25 protein-coding genes and 2 pseudogenes are annotated in these 22,313 nt (G+C 60.1%); 15 read left to right on the forward strand and 12 right to left on the reverse strand.

Features of this window, described 5'->3' with window-relative positions; all coding sequences use genetic code 11:
* Positions 1 to 803: 803 nt before the first annotated feature.
* Both IOD40_RS20375 and IOD40_RS18120 read right to left on the reverse strand, forming a co-directional pair.
* The gene (locus tag IOD40_RS20375) at positions 804 to 1,058 is read right to left on the reverse strand and encodes a DUF4268 domain-containing protein (protein ID WP_407649223.1); all 255 of its coding nucleotides are present in this window, start codon (positions 1,056 to 1,058) and stop codon (positions 804 to 806) included.
* Complete coding sequence (locus IOD40_RS18120) at positions 973 to 1,251, reverse strand: hypothetical protein (RefSeq protein ID WP_198478174.1); 279 nt, start codon at positions 1,249 to 1,251, stop codon at positions 973 to 975. The genes IOD40_RS20375 and IOD40_RS18120 overlap by 86 nt, the downstream gene beginning before the upstream one ends.
* 216 nt (positions 1,252 to 1,467) lie before the next feature.
* Between IOD40_RS18120 and IOD40_RS18125 the strand changes: the two genes are divergently transcribed.
* On the forward strand, positions 1,468 to 1,854 hold the full coding sequence (locus tag IOD40_RS18125) for a DUF6362 family protein (protein ID WP_198478118.1): 387 nt from the start codon (positions 1,468 to 1,470) through the stop codon (positions 1,852 to 1,854).
* A 1,275-nt stretch (positions 1,855 to 3,129) separates the two neighbouring features.
* Here IOD40_RS18125 and IOD40_RS18130 read toward each other — a convergent pair.
* The 3 genes and pseudogenes from IOD40_RS18130 to IOD40_RS18140 form a co-directional block, all read right to left on the reverse strand.
* Complete coding sequence (locus tag IOD40_RS18130) at positions 3,130 to 5,121, reverse strand: heavy metal translocating P-type ATPase (RefSeq protein ID WP_198478119.1); 1,992 nt, start codon at positions 5,119 to 5,121, stop codon at positions 3,130 to 3,132.
* 245 nt (positions 5,122 to 5,366) lie between these two features.
* A pseudogene (locus tag IOD40_RS18135) lies at positions 5,367 to 5,546 on the reverse strand (integrase core domain-containing protein); the annotation flags it as partial.
* A gap of 191 nt (positions 5,547 to 5,737) precedes the next feature.
* Positions 5,738 to 5,899, reverse strand: coding sequence for a hypothetical protein (locus IOD40_RS18140; RefSeq protein WP_198478120.1), 162 nt, complete (start codon positions 5,897 to 5,899; stop codon positions 5,738 to 5,740).
* A 35-nt stretch (positions 5,900 to 5,934) separates the two neighbouring features.
* On the opposite strand from IOD40_RS18140, the gene IOD40_RS18145 reads away from it, so the two are divergent.
* On the forward strand, positions 5,935 to 6,966 hold the full coding sequence (locus IOD40_RS18145; RefSeq protein ID WP_198478121.1) for an IS110 family RNA-guided transposase: 1,032 nt from the start codon (positions 5,935 to 5,937) through the stop codon (positions 6,964 to 6,966).
* 239 nt (positions 6,967 to 7,205) lie between these two features.
* Here IOD40_RS18145 and istA read toward each other — a convergent pair.
* Positions 7,206 to 7,808: pseudogene (istA, locus tag IOD40_RS18150) on the reverse strand (IS21 family transposase); the annotation flags it as partial.
* Positions 7,809 to 8,079: 271 nt separating this feature from the next.
* Here istA and IOD40_RS18155 point away from each other — a divergent pair.
* Positions 8,080 to 8,967, forward strand: a complete 888-nt coding sequence (locus tag IOD40_RS18155; RefSeq protein WP_198478122.1) for an SUMF1/EgtB/PvdO family nonheme iron enzyme — start codon at positions 8,080 to 8,082, stop codon at positions 8,965 to 8,967.
* 34 nt (positions 8,968 to 9,001) lie between these two features.
* Here IOD40_RS18155 and IOD40_RS18160 read toward each other — a convergent pair whose 3' ends face one another.
* Both IOD40_RS18160 and IOD40_RS18165 read right to left on the reverse strand, forming a co-directional pair.
* Positions 9,002 to 10,207: an NnrS family protein gene (locus IOD40_RS18160; protein WP_198478123.1), complete on the reverse strand. Its 1,206-nt coding sequence runs from the start codon at positions 10,205 to 10,207 to the stop codon at positions 9,002 to 9,004.
* Between the two features lie 72 nt (positions 10,208 to 10,279).
* The gene (locus IOD40_RS18165; RefSeq protein WP_198478172.1) at positions 10,280 to 10,720 is read right to left on the reverse strand and encodes a pseudoazurin; all 441 of its coding nucleotides are present in this window, start codon (positions 10,718 to 10,720) and stop codon (positions 10,280 to 10,282) included.
* Positions 10,721 to 10,839: 119 nt separating this feature from the next.
* On the opposite strand from IOD40_RS18165, the gene IOD40_RS18170 reads away from it, so the two are divergent.
* Positions 10,840 to 11,544, forward strand: a complete 705-nt coding sequence (locus IOD40_RS18170) for a Crp/Fnr family transcriptional regulator (RefSeq protein WP_198478124.1) — start codon at positions 10,840 to 10,842, stop codon at positions 11,542 to 11,544.
* An 8-nt stretch (positions 11,545 to 11,552) separates the two neighbouring features.
* Here IOD40_RS18170 and IOD40_RS18175 read toward each other — a convergent pair whose 3' ends face one another.
* The 4 genes from IOD40_RS18175 to IOD40_RS18190 form a co-directional block, all read right to left on the reverse strand.
* Complete coding sequence (locus tag IOD40_RS18175) at positions 11,553 to 11,810, reverse strand: DUF1858 domain-containing protein (protein WP_198478125.1); 258 nt, start codon at positions 11,808 to 11,810, stop codon at positions 11,553 to 11,555.
* 90 nt (positions 11,811 to 11,900) lie between these two features.
* On the reverse strand, positions 11,901 to 12,173 hold the full coding sequence (locus tag IOD40_RS18180; RefSeq protein ID WP_198478126.1) for a DUF6522 family protein: 273 nt from the start codon (positions 12,171 to 12,173) through the stop codon (positions 11,901 to 11,903).
* On the reverse strand, positions 12,170 to 12,559 hold the full coding sequence (locus IOD40_RS18185) for a group III truncated hemoglobin (RefSeq protein ID WP_198478173.1): 390 nt from the start codon (positions 12,557 to 12,559) through the stop codon (positions 12,170 to 12,172). The genes IOD40_RS18180 and IOD40_RS18185 overlap by 4 nt, the downstream gene beginning before the upstream one ends.
* Positions 12,560 to 12,672: 113 nt before the next feature.
* On the reverse strand, positions 12,673 to 13,119 hold the full coding sequence (locus IOD40_RS18190) for an Rrf2 family transcriptional regulator (RefSeq protein WP_198478127.1): 447 nt from the start codon (positions 13,117 to 13,119) through the stop codon (positions 12,673 to 12,675).
* Between the two features lie 250 nt (positions 13,120 to 13,369).
* On the opposite strand from IOD40_RS18190, the gene IOD40_RS18195 reads away from it, so the two are divergent.
* From IOD40_RS18195 to IOD40_RS20240, 11 genes are all read left to right on the forward strand, one after another.
* Positions 13,370 to 13,807 carry a pseudoazurin gene (locus IOD40_RS18195; protein WP_198478128.1) on the forward strand — a complete coding sequence of 146 codons (438 nt, stop codon included), beginning with the start codon at positions 13,370 to 13,372 and terminating at the stop codon, positions 13,805 to 13,807.
* Between the two features lie 17 nt (positions 13,808 to 13,824).
* Positions 13,825 to 14,964, forward strand: coding sequence for a copper-containing nitrite reductase (gene nirK, locus IOD40_RS18200; RefSeq protein ID WP_198478129.1), 1,140 nt, complete (start codon positions 13,825 to 13,827; stop codon positions 14,962 to 14,964).
* A 180-nt stretch (positions 14,965 to 15,144) separates the two neighbouring features.
* Positions 15,145 to 16,785 (forward strand): cytochrome-c oxidase, cbb3-type subunit I, encoded by a 1,641-nt coding sequence (gene ccoN, locus IOD40_RS18205; RefSeq protein ID WP_198478130.1) that lies wholly within the window; start codon positions 15,145 to 15,147, stop codon positions 16,783 to 16,785.
* Positions 16,786 to 16,789: 4 nt separating this feature from the next.
* The gene (gene ccoO / locus IOD40_RS18210; protein WP_198478131.1) at positions 16,790 to 17,542 is read left to right on the forward strand and encodes a cytochrome-c oxidase, cbb3-type subunit II; all 753 of its coding nucleotides are present in this window, start codon (positions 16,790 to 16,792) and stop codon (positions 17,540 to 17,542) included.
* Positions 17,543 to 17,554: 12 nt separating this feature from the next.
* Positions 17,555 to 17,725, forward strand: a complete 171-nt coding sequence (locus IOD40_RS18215; RefSeq protein ID WP_084466166.1) for a cbb3-type cytochrome c oxidase subunit 3 — start codon at positions 17,555 to 17,557, stop codon at positions 17,723 to 17,725.
* Positions 17,716 to 18,597, forward strand: coding sequence for a cytochrome-c oxidase, cbb3-type subunit III (gene ccoP / locus IOD40_RS18220; RefSeq protein ID WP_198478132.1), 882 nt, complete (start codon positions 17,716 to 17,718; stop codon positions 18,595 to 18,597). The genes IOD40_RS18215 and ccoP overlap by 10 nt, the downstream gene beginning before the upstream one ends.
* On the forward strand, positions 18,594 to 18,788 hold the full coding sequence (locus tag IOD40_RS18225) for a hypothetical protein (RefSeq protein ID WP_198478133.1): 195 nt from the start codon (positions 18,594 to 18,596) through the stop codon (positions 18,786 to 18,788). The genes ccoP and IOD40_RS18225 overlap by 4 nt, the downstream gene beginning before the upstream one ends.
* A 12-nt stretch (positions 18,789 to 18,800) precedes the next feature.
* Positions 18,801 to 19,625: a DUF2189 domain-containing protein gene (locus IOD40_RS18230; protein WP_198478134.1), complete on the forward strand. Its 825-nt coding sequence runs from the start codon at positions 18,801 to 18,803 to the stop codon at positions 19,623 to 19,625.
* The gene (locus IOD40_RS18235; protein WP_198478135.1) at positions 19,622 to 21,877 is read left to right on the forward strand and encodes a heavy metal translocating P-type ATPase; all 2,256 of its coding nucleotides are present in this window, start codon (positions 19,622 to 19,624) and stop codon (positions 21,875 to 21,877) included. The genes IOD40_RS18230 and IOD40_RS18235 overlap by 4 nt, the downstream gene beginning before the upstream one ends.
* Positions 21,874 to 22,086 carry a cbb3-type cytochrome oxidase assembly protein CcoS gene (ccoS, locus tag IOD40_RS18240; protein ID WP_198478136.1) on the forward strand — a complete coding sequence of 71 codons (213 nt, stop codon included), beginning with the start codon at positions 21,874 to 21,876 and terminating at the stop codon, positions 22,084 to 22,086. The genes IOD40_RS18235 and ccoS overlap by 4 nt, the downstream gene beginning before the upstream one ends.
* Positions 22,083 to 22,217 (forward strand): hypothetical protein, encoded by a 135-nt coding sequence (locus tag IOD40_RS20240; RefSeq protein ID WP_267905140.1) that lies wholly within the window; start codon positions 22,083 to 22,085, stop codon positions 22,215 to 22,217. Before ccoS ends, IOD40_RS20240 begins: the two co-directional genes overlap by 4 nt.
* Positions 22,218 to 22,313 lie beyond the last annotated feature (96 nt).

The following is a 22,313-nucleotide window of genomic DNA, read 5'->3' on the forward strand; positions in this document are numbered from 1 at the left end:
GATCTGTTCTTCCGTGAACCGCTTCCGCTTCATCTGTCCGTCCTTCAATCGAGGCCGGACTCTAACTCCAGGTGGAGGAAAAACTCAGTGGCACGTCACTTGAATATGCATGCTAACTCAAGCAGAGCAAGCTAATTTCCGATCCCGCTCCCAGAAGAAAACGAATTTGGGAGCGGGATCCCGCAGCAGGGGTTGGGCGGACCACCCACCACAACAAATCTATATCATGAATATCTTCAGAACTCCTAATTTTCCGATCTAACGGCAAGACCCGTGGATCGGATAAGACGAGTGACCTGAGACCCGGCACGCTCTGCAGATTTTGGATAAAGTCCGTCGATCAGGGGGACAATACGACCATCACGGCTCGCGGAAAACTAGATGATCCGAATTCTGGAGGGGCAGGAGGCGGGTGCGAAGAGGGCTGATTTAAGCCGCGAGCACGGCATCTCGGCAGCGACCTCCTAAACGTTCTAATGCGAAGGGAGGCGAGATGGAGGTTTCTGGCGCCTATCGCCCAATGCTCTTGGGGAGACCTTTTGGGATGGCGTTCAGAACACTTGGATTTCAGGGTCGCACCACAGAAGGAACAGAAATTGAACTCTGCCAGCGGTTCGCACTCCTCAACCGTCAGCCTGAGATGGTCCGGCCGAGACGTCCAACACGCCATCTTGCTTCCAGTCTTCGGCGTCTAGATTCCGCACACGAGCAAGGAAAACCCTGTGGAAGTTGTTGATCTTAGAGGTCAGCCACTGATGCTGGAGGGGCTAGTCTCGCTCGTCTTCCGGATCGACATTAGTCATTTAGACCGAGATACGGCAATCGCGCCGCGTGGGGAGTTCCTCCCACTCGAGGGGGTAGCCGAACTCTTGCTCGAAGGCTTGCCGTTGTTCTTGGAGTAAGAGAAATAAGGCCTTCGCTTGGTCGCCAGCGATGTATAGTTCCGTCCTGACCTGTCGCTTCGGCGGATCATTACGCTTCAAGGTTGAAGCCGGTCCGACCAATAGAATAGCCCATCCACGACTGCGGCTGAGGTTTGAGGCCACCGGAAAAAGCACCTGCAGCTTGGTCAAGCGCCTGATGAAACGGGCCCCAATAGGCTCGCTGTTTCACCCGCGTGTCAGACAGTTCCGCTTCGTCGATGGCTCTCGCGGCCTGCGCTAGCGAGCGAGACCAGTCGTTCGGCTTGGAAACGATGTTGAATTTGGGTGCAGCGGGCGAGTCCCCGATCCTCCACAGCTCAACCTCCAATCCGAAGAACCGGAAGCGTGTCGCACCAATCGGGCAAAACTTCCCTATACGCGTGCGCGCGCACTGGAAATGTTAGGGGTCAACTGCGTCACGCGAGCACAATCAATAACTTCGCTGTCATTCATGCGTCATCAGTGCGTCACCCCGCGTTACGCGCCAATGCCGTTCGATCTCCCTGATCTTAGAGCCTGCACATGAGATGGACACCCAGAGGCTATGGCGTCGAGCGTCGCACCAGCGGTCGATGACGAGCGGCTGACCTGGCCCGAGCGCGAGATGGTTCGCCAACTCAGCGAAAAGCTCTACGGCCGGCTCCACGAAAGACCCAACCATGAGCGATTTGGTCTGGACGTCGAAGCTGGTCGAAAGGCGCTGGCTGAAGCGGTTGCGGTGCTGCGGCGGCTGCCGGAGCCCCGGCGACAGGGCTTCTTCCACAGCTGGCCCCGGTACAGCTACGAGTTCGCCGACCTTGTCGAGCAAGAGCCGCGGCAAACGTCGCTACCGCCGCCATCGCCAATAGCGATAAGCCAGATGGAGGAGACACTCAGCAGGACGGTGGGTCTCGACCCGGTCGACGGCAAGATCGTCTGGTTGCGCGCCTAAACGCGCCGTGGAAGGCGATCTGTTGGAAGGTCGGGCTGCAGCGCTCGGCTGCCAATGAACGCTGGCTCTATGCGCTCTGCGTCATCCCCATGAAGCTCAATCGCCAGCAGGTACCGAAGAACCGCTCGCGGCGCTATGTCATCGCGCGGGTGCGAGATCATGCACACATCCGTTCCGATGGCATCACGACAACGTCTTGTTAACTATCTTGCCTCACCTTGAAGTTGTCGATTAGTTGCTCGTTCGACCCAATACGGTGGCGCATGCCCATCATCCAATCCTTGCGCCGCCGTTTCTTCCACGCAGTATCAGTTCCAACGCACGGCCAAACGTACCTCAAGCGGGTCGAACCTAACCGCGCGTACTCCGCAGGCGGACGTTTTGCTAAGCTTTGAATCAAAGCCGATCATATGTATTTGCGATCTGTTCAGCGTCGGTGCCGCATAGTTTTTCCAGGGGCGATGGAGAAAACATGCAAAGCGATTATGTGGCTGCCCGCATCCATCTCGAAAGAGCCCTCAAACAACTGCAAGGTGAAGACAAAGTTAGCGTCCGGGCCCGCGAGGCCTTGGATCTGTTGATTGAGGCGGTTGTCGTTGCGCAGCACCGCCGAAAGCCGGCGAACGTTGTATGGCTCCCGACAAGCAGGAAAACCAGACGCTGATGTTGGCTTTATATGCAACTGCGTAGCATAGCGAAGAATGTCCGCCGGACACTTTTCGAACGGACAAAACCGGCTCGTTTGGGGTAGATTCTGGCTACGCTCAGGAACGGTCTGGGCATTAATGACTGGCGACGAGCACTACAGGGAGCCGACCGTCGCTTAGAACAAGACAAAGCGCGAAGTCGCCGACGAGGTTGAAAAGGCCGGACAGGAGATAATGCACAAAGCCGGTTGATACCGTCGGATCAGGAGAACCCACTGGGGCCGTGCACTTCGAGTGCGAGCTTTCGATCGGGACCTGAGACGCGCGAATGGCATTATGGCCAGCGGCATATGAAAAGCCGCACCTACAGGTTGGATACATGGCCTCACCAACCAGCAGAAGCAAAAGGCTCAAAGAATCCCCAGCCAACGGAGAGCCGTCCATACACGGCCCCGAAGCGGCCGCGCAAATTCGCAGCGGGGCTGGGTTGCCCAGCATCGCGTTGCCTGAACTAGGACAGCCTGTTCGGCGCCCGGTTTACCGTCTCATTTTGCGCAAGCGGAACGGCAAGCGGGATCGTATCACCATGCCTGCGCCAGCCCTTGCCTCACCCGACGTTCGTCTATCCCTAGACTGTGCCCCTGGGGATTTTCCTTCGGTAAGCTTCCCTTCGGACCGACGGCGTTTGTCGACCTGGCTGGTGAGGCCGTTTGCTGGCACCCGTCGCGGGCTTGTCGTTGGACCCAGCAAGCAAGCGCAGGCCGTTGAGAACGACCAGAACCGTACCACCCTCGTGGCCGATAACAGCGAGGGGCAATGGCAAGTCAAAGAACAGACCGCCCGTCACGAGGACGGCCATGGCGATGAGTGCGAAGGTCAGGTTCTGCTTGATGATACGGGCGGTGCGCTTTGCAAGTCGCTGGGCTTCCGCGAGTTTGGTCATATCTTCGGAAAGGAGCGCAACGTCTGCTGCCTGCAAGGCCACATCGGAACCTGCCGCACCCATGGCAATGCCGACATCGGCCCGCGCGAGGGCAGCCGCATCGTTCACGCCGTCCCCGACGAAGGCCACTTTGCCCGTCTCAGCAAGTTTGCCGACCATGCGCACCTTGTCTTCCGGCAGCATGTCGGCGTGGATTTCCTCACTACGCAGGCCGAGTTCCTCGCCGATCCGCAGAGCGACGGGACGACGATCACCGGTCATCATGACGATCCGAGACACACCTCCAGCGCGCAACGACGCAAGTGCTTCTGGAGATGTGGCACGAGCCTGATCCGCAACGGTGATCGCCCCGAGGACGCTTGTGCCTTTGCCGAGGTAGATAACGGTCTTCGTTTCCGCAGCAAGCGCTGCGAGCGCGGGATGGTCGATCGAGGCTGACATTTGCGCGGCAAGACGCGGGTTGCCCGCCCAAACCTGTCCGCCCTGATATTCGCCAACAATCCCGGCGCTCGGACGGGTGACGACATTGGCGACAGTGACAGGTGGGATGGAACGATCAGCAGCCTCCCGCCGGATAGCTGCCGCGCTGTGGTGCTCGGAATGCGCCTCGAGACCCGCAAGCAGCGCCAGGAATGCCTCCTCGTTTCCGTCAATCGCTACCACTTGATTGACTGCGGCCTTGCCCGTCGTCAGCGTTCCCGTCTTGTCGAAGGCAAATGTGTCGACGGTAGCGAGGGTCTCTAGTGCGGCACCACCTTTGAACAGCACACCGCGCCGGGCAGCAGCCGACAGCGCCGAAAGGATTGCGGCGGGAACGGAGATCACAACGGCGCAAGGGCTGGCGGCAACGAGCAGGGTCGCGGATTTGTAAAGCGCTGACTCCCAGTCGCGCCCGAGCCAGTAGAAGACCGCGAACGCGAGCGCGGCGGCGATCAAGACGCCGACCGTGTAACGCTGGCCGAACCACGCGCTGAAACGCTCGGACGGGGCCTTTGCCGCCTGCGCTTCCGTCACCAGCTGGATCATGCGGGCGACGGTGCTCTCTTCGACACGCTTGGTGATCTCAACTTCGAGCACGCCGTCAAGGTTTACCGTCGCTTCGAATACCTGCGCGCCGGGGTCCTTGCTGACAGGAATGGACTCGCCGGTGATGCTGGCTTCATCGAGTGATCCCCTTCCGCCGACAATGATGCCATCGGCAGGGACGCGCGCGCCGGGTCGTAAGACAACCACGTCATTGACACGCAAGCTGCTTGCCGGAACCTCTTCGACCTCCCCGTTCGGGCGCTTGAGCAGCGCGGTTTCGGGGCGCAACGCCATCAGCGACTCCACCGCGCGCCTCGCGCGGCCAAGAGCCTGTGCTTCGAGCGTCGTGGATACGCTGAAGAGGGTGAGGAGGACCGCACCTTCAAACGGCGCGCCGACGGCAGCAGCAGCGACCGCCGCCACGACCATCAGAAGGTCAATGTCGAGCACCTGCTCGCGCCATAAGGTTTCAAGCGCCCGCCAGGCGGCAGGGAGACCGCCGGCAAGATAGACGACGGCAAGTCCAACGGAAGACATCAGCGCAGCGACATCGCCCTCGAGTGGCCAGATTCCCGCGATGGCGAGCATCATGCCCGCGACCGCTATCCCGGTGAGAATGGTGGATAAGTCGAATGTGAATCTCGTCCGCATGCCCTGCTCCCTGCATGTTCAGCATGCCTAGCGCATTAAATGCAGTTTTAATATTGCATTTTTTTGCAATCGTTTTTATCTGTTCGCCATCCAAGACGCAGGAGCGATGGGGCGAGCGATGAAACAGGTTTCAAACAAGCTATTCGTGTCGCCACAGGTGACGCGTAGCGAGTTGGTTTCCGCGAAGGCGACAGGGATTGCTGCCATCATCTGGCCTGACCCCATAGGGTGGTCCAGTTTTAGTCTTAATGCATGATCGGCTTTTGGGCCATCGCCTGTGCCGATGATGGAGCCGATCCGCGCCCTGGCGCAGGCCAGATGATGGCCTCCGGTGCCGGCGGCTTGTAGCCGAGCGATGAGTGAGGCCGCTCGGTATTGTAGTAGTGCCGCCATGCCTCGGCGAGGCTGTAGAAGATCTCACCGTTGCGCGTTCTTAACGGCCTTGCCAGCTCCAATGTGACGGGGCGCCGCGTCAATTATCCCCTCGCTCGCAAAAAAGTCACGGTGAGCGACGTTCATCGTTTCTGGGCGGCGCAACCGTTCGATCTCCAGTTGGAGCCGTGGCAAGGAAACTGTGACCTCTGTTTCCTTAAGGGACCAAAAATCCGTCAGCGCATCATCCGTGAAAAGCCAGAGATTGCTCACTGGTGGGCGTCGAATGAAACCCCGGAAAAGGGAAAGAACCTGCGGGGATGATGGAGTGGCTGCACATCTGCAGGAAGCGGCGATTGTAGCGCCGATCCTTGCCGATGAAGATCGTCTCGACCGCTGTCTTCATGTTATGGGATGGACGCCTCCCACCGAACCTTCAGAATGAAAGGCCAACTAAAGGAGGAAGTCACGCTATTCGAACTGCTAGCAATCGATCTGGGAAAGGCGTCATTCCATCTGCACAGTATCTCTCCGGATGGCACTATTCTTTCGCGCAAGGTCAGCCGATCGAAGTTGGCTGAGACAGTGGGAGCCATCGCTCCAAAGACTGTTGCGATGGAAGCTTGTGCCAGCGCTCATCATTGGAGGCGCCAATTCAAGGACGATGGGCGAGAAGTCCTCCTGATTAATCCTCGCTTCGTGAAGCCCTTTGTGCGCGGTTCCAAGAACGATGCGGTTGACGCAGCGGCGATCTACGAAGCCGCAACGCGCCCGACTATGCGGTTTGTACCGGTCAAGTCGACCGCGCAGCAGGATCTCCAGTCGCTCCATAGAATACGAGAACGTCTGATCGTTCAGCGTACCTCGCTGATCAATCACGCAAGAGGCCTGCTCGCTGAATATGGGGTCGTTTTACCGCAGGGACCATGGCGTTTTGCCGCCCAAGCTCCCTTGGCCGTCCAGAATGCGGCTCTTTCCGATCTCGGGCGCGAGTTATTCCTCGAACTCCTTGACCAGCTCACTGATGTAAATGGGAGGGTCGCCAAACTCGCCAGAAAGATCAGCGAGATTTGCCGTGAACGAGAAGATTGCCGCCGTCTGTCCGAACTGCCAGGCGTCGGTCCGATCATCGCAACGGCACTCGTCGCTAGCGTTGAGGACGGAAGTCACTTCAAATCAGGGCGAGAACTGGCAGCTTGGATAGGGCTGGTCCCGCGACAATACACGACTGGCGGCAAACCACGCCTTGGCGGAATTGGCCGTCGAGCTAACCATTATTTACGTCGCCAGATGATCCACGGAGCACGTGCAGTTATCAGCCGACTTGCCAGTCACGACGATCGCCGATCTCAATGGCTGAAAGAGCTCGTCGCTCGCCGGGGATTTAATAAAGCGATCGTTGCGCTTGCCAACAAGACTGCACGGATAGCATGGGCATTACTAACGCGACAGGAGCGCTATTCCGCACAATAGACATTTGCCAATCGTTGTCTATGAGGCAATGATGAATGCGAGGTAAGAACTGATGGCGTAACGGCACGGACCGCAGCTTCAGATCCTGATCTATGACAAGGCCACAGAGGTCGATCATGTTATGAGGACAGAGGTAGCGGACTCCATCAAGGCCAGGAGCGTGATCGCTCCAGCGATAGGCCGGATAGATTCACGCATCCAATGCCGAGTGCCGCCAAATGTTCGTCTCGCCCGGGAGGCGTCCATAGATTGTCGTAGATGCCGCGCGTGCAGGTTCCACGAAAGAAAGCGAAGGCCCGGTCGTGGGCGTCGAACACCATCTCTTGCGTCTCGCGTGGATAGACCCGCGCGAACATCATGCGGCTGTGGCAGAGCCTGACATGCGCGACCTTCACGGTCACCGTCACCCCGTCCAGCACCACGATCTCGTGGCTCCAGTCGAATTGGTAGGCCTCGCCCGGCGCGAAGAATAGCGGCACATAGGCATCGTTCGTTACCGACCCCTGTGCCTTCGCCCAACTCCTGGCGTAGCGCCGCACCGCGTCGTAGCTGCCCTCATAGCCAAGGCCACGCAGTTCCTCGAAGATGCGGATCAGCGTCAGCCGTTCGCGCTCCGGCTTCACCCGGTTGTCACTCAGGAACCCGTCGATTTGCTCGCGCCAGGGATCTATCCGCGGCTTCGGTTGCCGTGCCCGCTCATAGCCAAAGGCCGTTTCATCCGAGCGAAGGATCTTGCGCACCGTGTTGCGCGACACATGCAACTCGCGGCTGATGCGCTTTACCGACCATCCCTGAACATGAGAGGCCCGCCTTACCCTGGCTATCGTATCCACTGACTTCATCCCCTGGCCATCCGTTCAAAAGCTGAACGATGGGCCCATCTCAATTAAAATTGGGGGGTCAAAATTGGATGCCGATTACCCCAAATACGGGGTCAAATTTGCACGCCGAAACACACAACCGCACATGTGATCGTGGATGGCGAATGGGACGACGATCTGATGACGCAGGTCGAGGCGCCAGGGCCGATCGCCACACACTGACCGCTTTATCTGACAGCAGACGCAACGGCCCGCTTTCACCCGAAGGCGGGCCATTATTTTGGAGAGAGATATGAAACTCCAGATCCTCCTCATGCTGGCCGCAGGTGCCGCCGTCGGTGCTTTGTTCGCCATTCCCCCTGCCGACACCACGACAGATCGTGCGGACCGCCACGGCGTGGTCGCACCCATCGACACCGTCATCGTTCAGGCCGGGCGCTTCGCCTATCGCGTGCCAGGCGAATTCCTGAATGCCGGCAAGCCGGTGGACGGCCCTGTCGTCGAGAGGCGCATGCGCCGGCCGTTCGAAATCATGGCCTATCAGGTCAGCGTCGCGGAATATGACGCCTGCGTGGCGGACGGTGGATGCAGGCGCCAGGACGGCTCCGCGCCTGCCTCTGCCGACCTGCCCGTGACCGGCATCAACTACGCGGATGCGATGGCCTATGCCGCATGGCTGTCAAAGCAGACAGACGATGACTGGCGGTTGCCCAGTGACGAGGAATGGTCCTTCGCCGCTGCCGAACGCTTCGGCGATGATGCGCTCGGGCTGGAGGACGATGACGGTTCGAACCCGGCGACACGGTGGCTTGCCGCGTATCGCAGCCGCAACGCACCCGACAACAGCGTTGCGGTCAGGCCGCGCGGTCATTTCGGGCAGAACAGCAAGGGGCTTCACGACGTAGCTGGAAGCGTGTGGGAGTGGACCACCACCTGCTACGCCAGAAACAGGACAGACGCGGCGGGACGGCTCGCCGAGGCAACCGAGAACTGCGGCGTGCGTGTCGTGGGCGGGAGGCACCGCAGCTACATGAGCTTTTTCATCAGCGATGGCAAAAGCGGGGGTTGTGCCGCCGGCATGGCCCCCGACAATCTCGGCTTCCGTCTGGTACGCGAGGCAAAGCCCGGCCGCGCCGTGGCTTTCGTGAGGCGTCTGCTGAACAGATCGACGGCCGGGTGATCCCGGCCGCAGTCACTTGGGCGCGCTTTTGCACTCAGACGGGTGCGCGGCCGGGTAGGCGCTTCGCGACGCGTTCTCGCGTCAGCGCCCCGGCATAACACAGGACGAACCCCGCAAACGCCAGAACCCAAAGCGTGGCGGAAGCGTGCAACAGCCATGTCGATTCAGGCATCAGGGCAGCAGCGAAACGAAGCGGCGCCGCCAGCACAATGGCGCAGAAGACCATCACAGTTCCGGCGCCGGCATGAAGTTCACGCCCCGTATGGCCGAACGTCGCCCGCGCCATCACCGCCAGCGTCATGGCACCGATGGCGCCGATGCCAAAGATGTGGATGCCCGCGACCGATGGCATGAACGCGCTGTCGAGTGCGGTCAGCCCGGATATCAGCAACCCCGCCGGAACGAACACATAGGCGATGTGGAGGATCAGCAACAGCGGCTCCGACACTGTGCGCCAGCCCGCCCACCGGCTCAGCCGCACGGCATTGAGGATCGCCGCGACGACCAGCAGTGCACCACTGACCCATGCTTCGGGGCCGATGGTCCAGCCAAGCAGCGCGATGGTGGACACGACGATGACGGCGCCGTCGAAACGGTTGAACGGAACCGGCAGACGACCTGGATTTTCCCGAACGAGCCAGTTGCGGGTGAAGCTTGGAATGATGCGCCCGCCGATGACCATGATGAGCACGAGGCCGGCGGCGATGGCGAGATTGCGCGATGTTTCCGTGAACCCAAAGAACCGCGCCTCGACATGAAAGAAAACATTGGCCGCAAACAGCGCCGTCACCGGCACGAGAACCAGCAGATTGCGCCAGTTGCGGCCGACAACAATCTCAATCAGCGCCGACACCGCCACAGCCAGTAAAAACGCACTGTCGAGCACCATGGCGGCCACCCACCCAAGGTCTGCCGAGAACCAGATGGCAATCCGGCCTGCGAGCCATAACGCCACAAGCCCCGCCAAAGGCGCGCCACGCACGGGCAGGCGGCCGGTCCAGTTCGGAATTGCGGTGAGCAGGAACCCGGTCACGACGGCGGCCAGATAACCGAACAGCAATTCATGGGCATGCCAGTCCACGGGGGAAAGCAGGCTGCTCGTCTCCAGGCGGCCTGCGAGCATCGGGAGCCAGAGGATGATCGCAAGCGCTGCCCAGATGCTCCCGAAAAGAAAGAATGGCCTGAAGCCGTAGGACAGCAATGCGGGATAAGCCTCCCGCCGCGGCTCGGAAGATGCCATATCGATTGGTCCTGTCTCAAAGAAAACCGGGCGGGAGAATTCTGCCGGCCCGGTCAAATCGCCGTCCCGCCGTCAGTTCGCAGCCACAGCCGCGAGAAGCTCATCGAAATGGGTCTTCGCCTTGCCCGGATGCTTCACCGCTTTGGCTTCATCGAGATTGTCCGGTGCGCCGACCGCGATCAGCATCACCATGCCCATGCCGTAGTGTGGCGCGCATTTGACGCCGTAGACGCCCTGCGCAGTCACCTCGTAGACGATCTCCTCATTGACCTTGCCCTTGAAGGCGACAGCCCCGTCGGGAAGCATGCCGTTAATGGTCTCGGCATTATGGGACTTGTGCGTCGGCACGAAGCGAATGGTGTCACCGGGCTCGGCCTGTACGAAGTCCGGCTCGAACACCATTGCGCCCTTCGCGCCCTTGTTGAGCATCAAGACTTCATGCTCGGCCCCGTAAGCCGTTCCCGTGAAGGCCATCGCCGCCGCGAGCGCAATCATTGCAAAGGTCCTGTTCATCATGCTGTCCTTTCCTGTGACAGTCTGATTTGTCTTCGAGACCGATTCTACGCCCTGTGCGAATCCGCTTCATTGCGTTATCGCAAATACTGAACATCGAAATCCTCGGGAGGCCGCACGTGAACAAACTTGACCGGTCGCTGATTGTCGGGCTTCCCGCATTCGAGGGCCTGACGGCGGAAACACTTGATGTCGTGCTGGCAAGCGCGCGCTCGCAGCGGATAGAAAAGGACACCGCCGTCTTCGAACAGGATGCAGAGGCGAACTCATTCTTCATCCTGCTCGATGGCCGGGTTCGCGTCGTTAAACTGACACCGGACGGTCAGCAGGTCATCGTTCGCTATATCGTCCCCGGCGAACTGCTTGGCATCGCGCAGGCGATCGGTCGCTCGACCTATCCCGCCAGCGCGATCGCAGTGACGGATTGCGTGGTGTTGGCGTGGCCGGGCAAGCTTTGGGCGGAGTTCGCGACCGCCCATCCGGGATTTGGCATGAACACCTACAAAACGGTTGGCACCCGGCTTCAGGATGTCCAGACACAGGTGGTGGAAATGGCGACCGAACAGGTCGAGCGGCGCGTGGCGCACGCCCTCCTCCGCCTCGTCCAGCAGTCGGGACGCAAGACCGATGAAGGGCTGTTGATCGATTTTCCGATCTCGCGGCAGGACATCGCGGAAATGACCGGGACAACGTTGCACACCGTCAGCCGCCTGCTCTCCGCATGGGAGGAAAAGGGGCTTGTCATAAGCGGCCGGCAGCAGGTCACCGTAACCCAGCCGCACCGCCTGATGCTGTTGGCAGAGGGTCGCGTCGAGCGCGATTGAGCGGCGGCCTAGAGCGCGGAAAGCGACCCGGGGAGATCGCGGCGCCTGTTGGTGCCTGCACTGCGCGCGATCGCAGCGCGCAAATCCGCGCGAAAATCGACGTGTCCGACGATGCCATGCTCGCGTACCGCATCGTCCACTGTATGAAACGGCGCTATCGGACAACCGACGCACAGCAGCCCATGGTCGAGGATCGTGCGGATGGTTTCGGGCCAGCGCCGCATGATCTCGTCCATGCTCAAGTCGTCGTGGTATCGTCCGGGCATGCCGTAGGCTCCTTCGTCATCGGAGCGGAAGAATGCACGACGGCGACGGCCCGCTTCTTTGCGCCGGGGCAAACAACAATAAGTTTTCAGTCAGGCGGGGTGGTGAGTGAAGGCAACCTCATGCTCGATCATGACACCCTCCTGCGTGACCACTGCGCGCCAGAGCCTGTTGCCGCACCTTAGTGACAGCCGCCAGCGGCCTTCGTCTTCCCCCTCACCGCGTTCGACACGACTGATGACGTGACCCCGCCGCATATGGGTCTGCAATTCGTGTTGCGACCAGCCGAGACCCTGCGCGACAACGGCGGCTTCGAGCGTGAAGTCGCCTGAAGCGTCCGAAAGAACGAGTTCGCCCCACGTCACAGGCTTGCCTCCAGGATCGACTCTATCCGCATCGTGTCTTCCTTGCGGTTGAAGGCGATCGCCAGTCGGAAGGAGTGCGACACCCGCAAGGCGCGATCCATGAACAGCGCAGCCACCTCCGGCGGACAGACACTCCTGACCGTGGCACGAAACAGCTTGAGCCAGCGCCTGAAATGGTGCTCGCCAAGTTCGGGGATGGCGAGATGCGGCGGAAGGGGACGGCCATCGTAGCGGCCGGTGCGCAGCAGAGTCGAGGACCAGAAATCGCACATCTTGGCGAGGTGATGCGGCCAGTCCCCGTCCGCGATGGCGTTGTTGAAGATAGGGCCGAGCAGATCGTCGCTGCGGATCTGGTCATAGAAACCATGGACAACCGCGTGGATCATCGTTTCGTCGAGCACTTCCGGCAGGAGCTTTCCGTCGATGACGGGCGTTCGAACTGGGACGGGGCGACCCTTCATATGACTGGTTCCATCGTTCAAAGGTTGGATTGCATGCGTCACGCAGCTATCGGTGTGACGCCCAGGAGGGTTGCTAACGCCGTCCGGTTTCGCACGGCGTCCGCCAGTGTGTATTTGTCCAGCACAGACAGATATGCCGTCAGAGCCTCGGAAAACATGCTCTTCAGCATGCAGGCCGGTGAAATCACGCATGCTCCGCCCGACTGTTGCAGACATTCGACCAGCGAGAAATCTTCCTCGACGGCGCGGACAAGAGCGCCGACGTTGATCTGTGCAGGTGATCTCGCAAGTCGTATACCGCCCGTACGGCCACGTACCGTCATGATATAGCCGAGCTTGTTCAATGTTTGCGCCACCTTGAGCAGATGGTTGCGCGACAATCCGTATGTCTCGGCAACATCATGTACAGTGCAGCAACCGTCAGGACGCATGGCAACATAAATCAGCATGCGTAACGCATAGTCGGTGTGGAGTGTCATCCGCATGATTGGTTCTCCGGCCGGGGTGCACGCTCACGACGCGACGCGTCTTCATAAAGTGGTATTAAGAATACTATTAATATCGTCTCTGATCGCGGAAAAGCGCGAAAACGTCGCAGGGAGGTATCCTCCGTTTCAACTGCGCCGAGAAAGTGGCATTAGAGATACCACAAATATGCCTGATGCTATAGCTTGGGGTGGGAACACGCCGAACGGGCGATAGTTGTATGAAGAGTTCAAAGTGGAAGGAATTGTGATGAGAAGTCTGTTGAGTGCAACCCTGACCCTGCTCCTGGTGTCGACGTCATTTACATTTGCCGCCGACCATCAGGTGCAGATGCTCAACAAGGGAGAAAAAGGCGCCATGGTGTTCGAGCCTGATTTCATTCAGGTCGAAGTTGGAGACACGGTGACCTTCATCCCGACTGACAAGAGCCATGACGCCGAGAGCATCAAGGGCATGATCCCAGACGGGGCTGAGCCGTTCAAAGGCAAGATCAATCAGGAGATCACCGTCACGATCGAGAAAGGAGGCGTCTATGGCGTCAAGTGCACGCCGCACTACGGCATGGGCATGGTCGCGCTGATCGTGGCCGGCGAGCCGCTCAACGTCGAGGAAGCGAAAGCCGTGAAGCATCCCGGCAAGGCGAAGAAGGTGTTCGACGAACTCTTCGCGCTGGCTGAAGCCGAGTGAAACGAGGACAGACGAACATGACAAAGAACATGGATGCCGTTCCTCCGGCCGATGTATCTGCCGATGAAACCGGAAAGGTCTCCCGACGCAGTCTTCTGATGGGTTCTGCGGGTGTCGCCCTTGCGTCGGCAGCGCTTTCCGCGACGCCGGCACTTGCCAATCACGATCATCCTGTGGCGCATTCCAGCGGTGTTTCTCCGTCTGGAAGCCTGAGCAGCCGCATTTATGCGGTGGTAGACGGGGTCGCGGACATCGCACGCATGCCGACTGATATCCCCCCGCCGATCGCGCGACGGGAGCCGGAAACGGTGTCTGTGGAACTCGAGACCATCGAACTCGAAGCACGGCTCGATGGTCGCACGACCTTCCGGTACTGGACCTTCAACGGCACTGTACCGGGACCATTCGTCCGCGTCCGCGTCGGCGATACGGTCGAGGTATCGCTGAAGAATGCTGACGACAGCAGCATGATGCACAATGTCGACTTCCATGCGGTGACGGGACCGGGCGGTGGCGCGGAGGCGACGTCTGCTGCACCGGGAGAAACGAAAGGTTTCACCTTCAAGGCCCTAAATCCTGGCCTCTACGTCTACCACTGTGCCGTACCTCCCGTGGCGATGCACATCGCGAACGGCATGTATGGCCTGATATTGGTCGAGCCCGAGGATGGACTGCCACCGGTGGATCGCGAGTTTTATGTGATGCAGGGCGAAATCTATACGGAGGAGGAGTTCGGGTCGTCCGGCCTGCTCACCGAGAGCTATGAAAAGCTTCTCAACGAACGCCCGGAATATTTCGTCCTCAACGGCCACGTAGGTGCGCTGACCGACCATTACCCGTTGAAAGCGAACGTCGGCGAAACCGTCCGCATCTATTTCGGCGTGGGCGGTCCCAACTTCACGTCGTCGTTCCACGTTATCGGCGAGATTTTCGATAAGGTCTACCAACTTGGTTCGGTAACCTCTCCGCCGTTGACCGATGTCCAGACGGTGAGTGTCCCCGCAGGCGGCGCAACAATCGTTGAGTTCAAAGTCGAGGTTCCCGGTCGCTACGTTCTTGTCGATCACGCGCTGTCGCGCGTGGAGCGCGGCCTTGCAGGTTTCCTCATCGTCGAAGGTGATGAGAATCCTGAGATATTCAACGCCCACGACCACTAGCCCTTGCTGAAATGCCAGTGTGATCCGGCGCGGGCCCTTGAAAGCGCGCGCCGGATGTCGCTGATAGATTCGGAGCTGTGGAAGGCAAACGTATTGTTAAGCGTTTAAAATTTGACGGGTTGAACACGAGCGTATTCCGGGAGAGTTTAGTGCCCGCAAGCTGCAGTTGGAGGAGATAGCATGGTCGCCAAACTGACCACATCGGAAAGGCAATCTGCGGCCGTCATTCTGCTGCTGGTAGCGCTAGCCGGCATCGCGATGGCCGCCGCCGGTCGCAACGAGGCGATGGGCGTGCATGGTCTTATCGTCATTCTGTTTGCCGGCGCGCTGCTATATCCCGTGCTGTCCGCCTTCTATGCGCCGGAGCCCACGGAAGACCGTCAGGCATCTTACTACGATGAACCGATCAAGGTGGGTATCGCTCTGGCAATGGGCTGGGCGATCTTCGGCATGTTTATGGGCGTTTGGGTCGCCGCACAGCTCGCCTGGCCGAATCTCCATTTCGATGGCGCATGGTCGACCTTTGGGCGCCTGCGCCCGACACATACCACCGGCGTTATATTCGGCTTCGGCGGCAACGCCTTGATCGCCACCTCTTTCCATGTGGTCCAGCGCACATCGCGCGCGCGGCTGGCCGGCCAGGTCAGCCCCTGGTTCGTGCTCTTCGGCTATAATCTCTTCTGTGTGCTTGCGGTTACCGGCTACATCCTCGGCGTCACGCAGTCGAAGGAATATGCCGAGCCAGAGTGGTATGCCGACCTGTGGCTGGTGGTGGTGTGGGTGACGTATTTCCTCCTCTATATCGCGACCATCGCGCGACGGAAGGAACCGCATATCTACGTCGCCAACTGGTACTTCATGGCCTTCATTCTAGTCGTGGCGATCCTGCATATCGTGAACAATCTCGCTTTGCCCATCTCGTGGGGTAGCGCCAAGAGCTACACGATCTGGCCCGGCGTGCAGGATGCGATGGTCCAGTGGTGGTATGGCCACAATGCCGTGGCATTCTTCCTGACCGCCGGCTTCCTCGGCATGCTCTATTACTATCTCCCCATTCGCGCGGGGCGACCGATCTTCTCCTACCGTCTGTCGATTCTCAGCTTCTGGGGCATCACCTTCTTCTACATGTGGGCGGGCTCGCACCATCTGCACTATACGGCGCTACCGCACTGGGTGCAGACGCTCGGAATGACGTTTTCGGTCATGCTGCTGGTGCCGTCATGGGCATCGGCCGGCAATGCGCTGCTGACCCTCAACGGCGCCTGGCACCAGGTTCGCGACGACGCGACGCTGCGGTTCATGATGGCCGCAGCCGTGTTCTACGGCATTTCCACCTTTGAGGGTTCGTTCCTCGCTATCCGGCCGGTCAACGCCTTGTCGCATTACACTGACTGGACCGTAGGGCACGTGCATGCAGGCGCCCTCGGCTGGGTGGCTCTCATCAGTTTTGGATCGATCTACACACTGGTGCCGGCACTGTGGAAGCGCGAGCGAATGTACTCTCCTGCGCTGATCGAGTGGCATTTCTGGCTCGCGATAGCGGGAACGCTCGTCTACATCTTTGCCATGTGGAATTCGGGCATCCTGCAGGGCCTGATGTGGCGCACATACACGGAAGAAGGCACGCTTGCCTACTCCTTCCTCGATAGTCTTGTCGCGATGTATCCCTATTACATTGCCCGGACCATCGGCGGGGCGATGTTCCTGCTGGGCACCGCGATCGGTTGCTGCAACATCTGGATGACCATCCGGCTGGTTCCCGCGACCGTTCCCGAGGAAGCCGATTTGCCGGTCAAAGACGCAGTCGTGGCGGGGGAGTAAGCGGATGCCGGAGTTCTTTCATCGCAAAATCGAACGGTCCGCCATCGGCTTCGTGCTTGCCATCATCGCAGCCGCGAGTGTCGGCGGCATCGTCGAAATCGCGCCGCTCTTTACCATCGATGAGACGGTAGAAGAGGCACCCGACATGCGCGTCTACACCCCACTGGAGCTGGCGGGGCGCGATATCTACGTGCGTGAGGGCTGCTATGCCTGCCACAGCCAGATGATCCGCACTCTTCGCGACGAAGTCGAGCGTTATGGGCCATACTCGCTCGCGGTCGAATCCAAATACGACCGGCCCATGTTATGGGGATCGAAGCGCACGGGACCCGACCTTGCCCGTGTCGGTGGCAAATATTCGGATGCGTGGCATGTTGCGCATCTGATTAACCCGCGCGACGTTGTGCCAGAATCGAATATGCCGGCCTACGCATTCCTTGCGCGCACAGCCCTGCGCACCGACGATTTGTCCGATCATCTGCGTGCCCAGCGCAGGCTGGGCGTACCCTATAGTGACGAGATGATTGCGAACGCGGTGGCCGATGCCTACGGACAGGCAGCTCCCGACAGCGACTTTGCAGCAGGCGTCAGCGAGAGGTACGGTGAGGCTACGGAAGTCAGTGCATTCGATGGCGTTGCATCCCGCCTGACGGAAATGGACGCGCTGGTCGCTTACCTGCAGGTGCTGGGCCGACTGACGAGTGCGGCTTACGAGAATACCGCCGTGTCGCAGGAAGCGCCCAACCCGGATAACTGAGGAGACGCGCCGATGGATTTCGATCACGATACGCTGGTGGCCTTCTCCAAGAGTTGGGGCCTGTTCTACCTCATGGGGTTCTTCATCTGCGTGATCATTTATGCCTTCTGGCCTTCAAACCGGAAGCGCTTCACACGTGCGAAAACCAGCATATTGTCGGGGGAGGATAAGCCGTGGCGGTAGAAGAGCGCGATCCGGTGACCGGCCGCGAGACGACCGGTCACGAATGGAACGGCATCAAGGAACTCGACACCCCCGTTCCACGCGGCGTGCTGATATTCCTCGTCGTCACTCATATCTGGGCAGTGGCCTGGTGGTTCTTCGCGCCCACATGGCCGCTGGGAAGCACCTACACGAAGGGGTTGCTCGGCATCGATCAGCGCACCACGGTGGAAGAGAACCTTGTCAGGGCGCAGCAGGCGCGGTCCGTCTGGACGACCCGTCTGGAGACGGAACCTTACGAAACCATCCTCGCCGACCAGCAACTGATGGGGATCGTGCGGAGTACCGGCCACCAACTGTTTGGGGACAACTGCGCCGCATGCCACGGCGTGGACGGAAGCGGACGTGCAGGGTACCCCGATCTGACTGACGACGACTGGATCTGGGGTGGAGAACCGGAAGCGATCGAGCAGACCATGCGTGTCGGTATCAACACGCGCCATCCCGACAGCCGTATCGGACAGATGCCCGCATTCGGACGCGACGGCATACTGGAACGCGAGCATGTCAGCAATGTCGCATCCTATGTCTATTCGCTGAGCAATCCCGAATACTCGACGCCGGAAAACCGAGAGCGCATTGAGGCCGGCAGAACCGTCTTCGCTGACAATTGTGCAGCCTGCCACGGCGACGACGCCACTGGCAACCGCGAGGTAGGCGCTCCCAATCTGGCCGATAATCGCTGGGTCTACGGCGGAGATCTGCAGACTATCATCAACTCGGTTCACGGCGGCCGCGAAGGCCATATGCCGACGTGGGACGAGCGGCTCAGCAATCTCGATATCCGGACGCTGTCGCTCTACGTCTATGATCTCGGGATCGTCGGACGATGAATGCTCAGGCACCTCATCGCCAGCGGAAGTCCTGGATCATCTGGTCGCTGGTGACGATGGGGCTGGCGCTTTTCGTCGGCGCAAATGCGCATTTGGCCTATGTCGCATTCGCCTCCCAGCCCGACTGCGTCTCCCACTCGAAAGGCTCGGGAGAGGCCCATGATTATCGCGCCGCAAAGTCTGCCTGCTAGGAGGAGGACGAGATGACCGTGACTGCGAAGTCGTACGGATTGTTCAGCGAGACCTCCGGCATCGGCGAGACGCGCGATCCGAGGCTGCAACGGAACCTGCCGCTTTTCGTCGGCCTCAGTTGGCTTGCAGCTGGCTGGCGCGACCTGTGGCATCGCCCAAGTGCCAGCCTAGCCTATGGCTTCGGCATCTTCGTGCTGTCGTGGGTTCTCGTGTGGGTACTGGCTGCCTTCGGCAGCGACTACATTCTCTTCCCCGCCCTTGCCGGGTTCATGATCGTCGGTCCTTTCTTCGCAATCGGGCTTTATGAGAAAAGCCGTGCCATCGAGGAGAACCGCGAGGTGGGCCTTGCCCAGATGCTTGCGATTCACCCACGCGCGGGACGGCAGGTTTTCTTCACCGGATTGATGCTTTGTGCGCTGATGCTTCTGTGGATGCGTGCCGCCGTCTTCGTTTACGCGATATTTTTCGGCGTTACGCCATTTCCCGGGATTGAGCATATCGCAAACATGCTGTTCCGCACGGCCTATGGGCTGTTGATGGTGGCAGTAGGGAGCGCTATCGGGGGACTGTTTGCGGCGTTCTCCTTCGCCGTCAGCGTATTCGCCGTGCCCATGCAGCTTGATCGCAGGGTCGATGCGATGACTGCAATGGCCACGAGCATGCAGATGGTTTGGAACAATCTCGGTCCGATGATCGTGTGGGGCGCAATCGTGCTCGCCCTGTTCGGACTTTCGGTTGTGACCGGGCTCGTCGGTCTGATCATCGTCTTCCCGCTTCTCGGCCACGCGACGTGGTACGCTTATCGCGCGATGCAGATCCCGGAGACCACGTTATGAGTTGCTGCGCGCCGGGTAGCGAAGCTGCCTTGGCGCTCGGTCCCGGCCGCGCTATTCCGCCGGATGAAATCCGTCTGTCGAGCAGAGAGCTGGGCGACGGGCTGATGCAGACTGACTTGTCCGTGCCGCAGGCACATTGCGGCGCATGCATTGCTGGTGTCGAGGTTGCGCTCGTGCAGCTGCCGGGGGTGCTCGCTGCTCGGTTGAACCTCTCTGCAAAGCGGGTCTCCGTGAAATGGCAGGCCGATCAGCCTGTGCCGGATATGATAGGGGCGCTGCGTGGCGCTGGCTATGAGGCCACGTTGAGCGGCACCCAGGATCACGATCATGATCCGGAAATGGCGAGGCTTTTGCGGGCCACAGCCGTCGCGGGCTTTTCGGCCATGAACATCATGATGCTGTCCATTTCGATCTGGTCGGGCTCAGATGCCGAAACCCGCAATGCGTTCCACGTCATCTCTGCGATCCTCGCCGTGCCCGCCATTACCTATTCCGGGCAGGTCTTCTTCGGATCGGCGTGGTCCGCCCTCAGGGCTGGCAGATCTAATATGGACGTGCCGATCTCTGTCGGCATCCTGCTCACGCTCGCCCTGAGCCTTTATGATACGGCGACCGGCGCACCGCACGCTTACTTCGATGCGGTGACGTCGCTCATATTCTTCCTACTCGCCGGACGCACGCTCGATCATGCGATGCGTGTGCGCGCGCGGACGGCTGTCACAGGTCTTGCCCGTATGATGCCGCGCGGCGCCATGGTGATCGCAGCAGACGGAAGTCGCGTCTATCGCGATCTCGCTACGATCTCTCCCGGCGATCTGCTGCATGTCGCGCCGGGCGAACGGATACCGACCAACGGCACAGTCATGTCGGGAACAGGTGCGCTCGATATGTCGGTCGTCAATGGAGAGGCGCGTCCGGAGCGTTGCAGTCCGGGAGATGCAGTACTCTCAGGTGCGCTGAGCCTCGATGGCGCACTGACGATCCGCGTCGACAAACGGCCTCAGGATTCGTTTCTAGCCGACATGGTCCGGATGATGGAGGCTGCGGAAGACGGACGCGCGCGCTACCGTCGGCTTGCCGACCGGGCTGCGGCCCTCTACTCGCCCGTCATCCACACGCTGGCGCTGGCGACTGGACTTGGATGGCTGGCGGCAACGGGTGACGTCCATCGCTCGCTCACCATCGCCATCGCGGTGCTGATAATCACGTGCCCCTGCGCGCTCGGGCTTGCCGTGCCGATGGTGCAGGTCGTGGCGGCGCGACGCCTATTCGGCCTCGGCGTCGCTATCAAGGACGGGAGCGCGCTGGAGCGCCTCAGCGAGGTCGACCGCGTCGTCTTCGACAAGACCGCTACACTCACGCTGGGCACTCCGACGGTGACGAAACACAACGTGCCTGCCGCGGATCTCGCCGCGGCAGCAACACTGGCTCAAGCCTCGCGGCATCCTATTTCACGCGCGGTGGCAACCCTCCTTCCGATCAGCGACAGCAAGGTCTCCGAGATACGCGAAGTCCCGGGGAAAGGCGTAGAGGGGACTATTTGCGGCCACGTCTACCGGCTTGGCAGCGGAGACTGGATTTTCGGAGAGGCGTTGGCACCGGACGACGAAGCTGCCGCGTGGCTTTCGAAGGATGGCAATCCCGTTGGCTCGTTTTCGATGGTCGATCGCCTGCGGCCCCGTGCTGAGGATTCTGTCCGCCAATTGTCATCCCTAGGCATTAGCGCGGAGATCCTGTCTGGGGACCGGGAAGCTGAGGTGCAGCGCATCGCCGCTCAGTTGGGTATCGATGAAACAATATCCAGCGCGATGCCGGATGAGAAAGTCGGCCGGCTCGAAATTCTCGCAGCACAGGGACGCACGGTGCTGATGATAGGCGATGGCTTGAACGACGCACCTGCGCTGGCGACGGCCCATGTCTCAATGGCGCCATCGAGCGCTGCCGATGTCGGTCGCAACGCCTCCGACTTGGTGTTCCTCGGCGACAGTCTCGACGTCGTCCCGCACACGATCACGGTGGCGCGAGCTGCGGACCGTCTGGTTCGCCAGAATCTCGGCCTCGCGGTCGCCTACAACGTTGTGGTCGTTCCGATTGCAATGGCCGGATACGTAACCCCGCTGATAGCGGCCATCGCCATGTCGGCATCGTCGATACTGGTGGTCGCCAATGCGTTGCGACTGTCGCGTGAAGACATCGCAAAGCCGGCACTGCAAAAACAGTCGGCTGCATGGCCGCTCGCAGAGCAGACATGAGTTACGCTATCTGGCTCGTTCCTGTCGGTCTCGTCATGGGGCTCGTAGGTCTGATCGCCTTTCTCTGGTCGATGAAAAGCGGCCAACTCGAAGACCTCGACGGAGCCGCCGAGCGAGTGCTGATCGGAGACAAGGCCGATCGACCCCTACCATCGCATATCGACAATGATGCCCCTGAGTTCTCCACTGTCAAAGGATACAAGCCATGACACGTTTCGTCGACCGGCCATTCGACTGGGTCGCGGCCTTGGCCCTCGCTTCGGGCGCGGCGGTGATAGTGCCAAGTATGATTGTATTGGTCCTTACGCTGCTAGCGGTCGCCGACTCGTTTGTTTGGTGATCTCCTAGGATCTCCTTTTCCTGGCAGACAGGCTGGTTCTGTCGGAAATTTTCTTGGCAACCAATTTCGGAGCACAAGAATCGCTCACATTTGGAG

The sequence above is a fragment of the Aquamicrobium zhengzhouense genome (genome assembly GCF_016124105.1).
In the GTDB taxonomy this organism is placed as follows: domain Bacteria; phylum Pseudomonadota; class Alphaproteobacteria; order Rhizobiales; family Rhizobiaceae; genus Aerobium; species Aerobium zhengzhouense.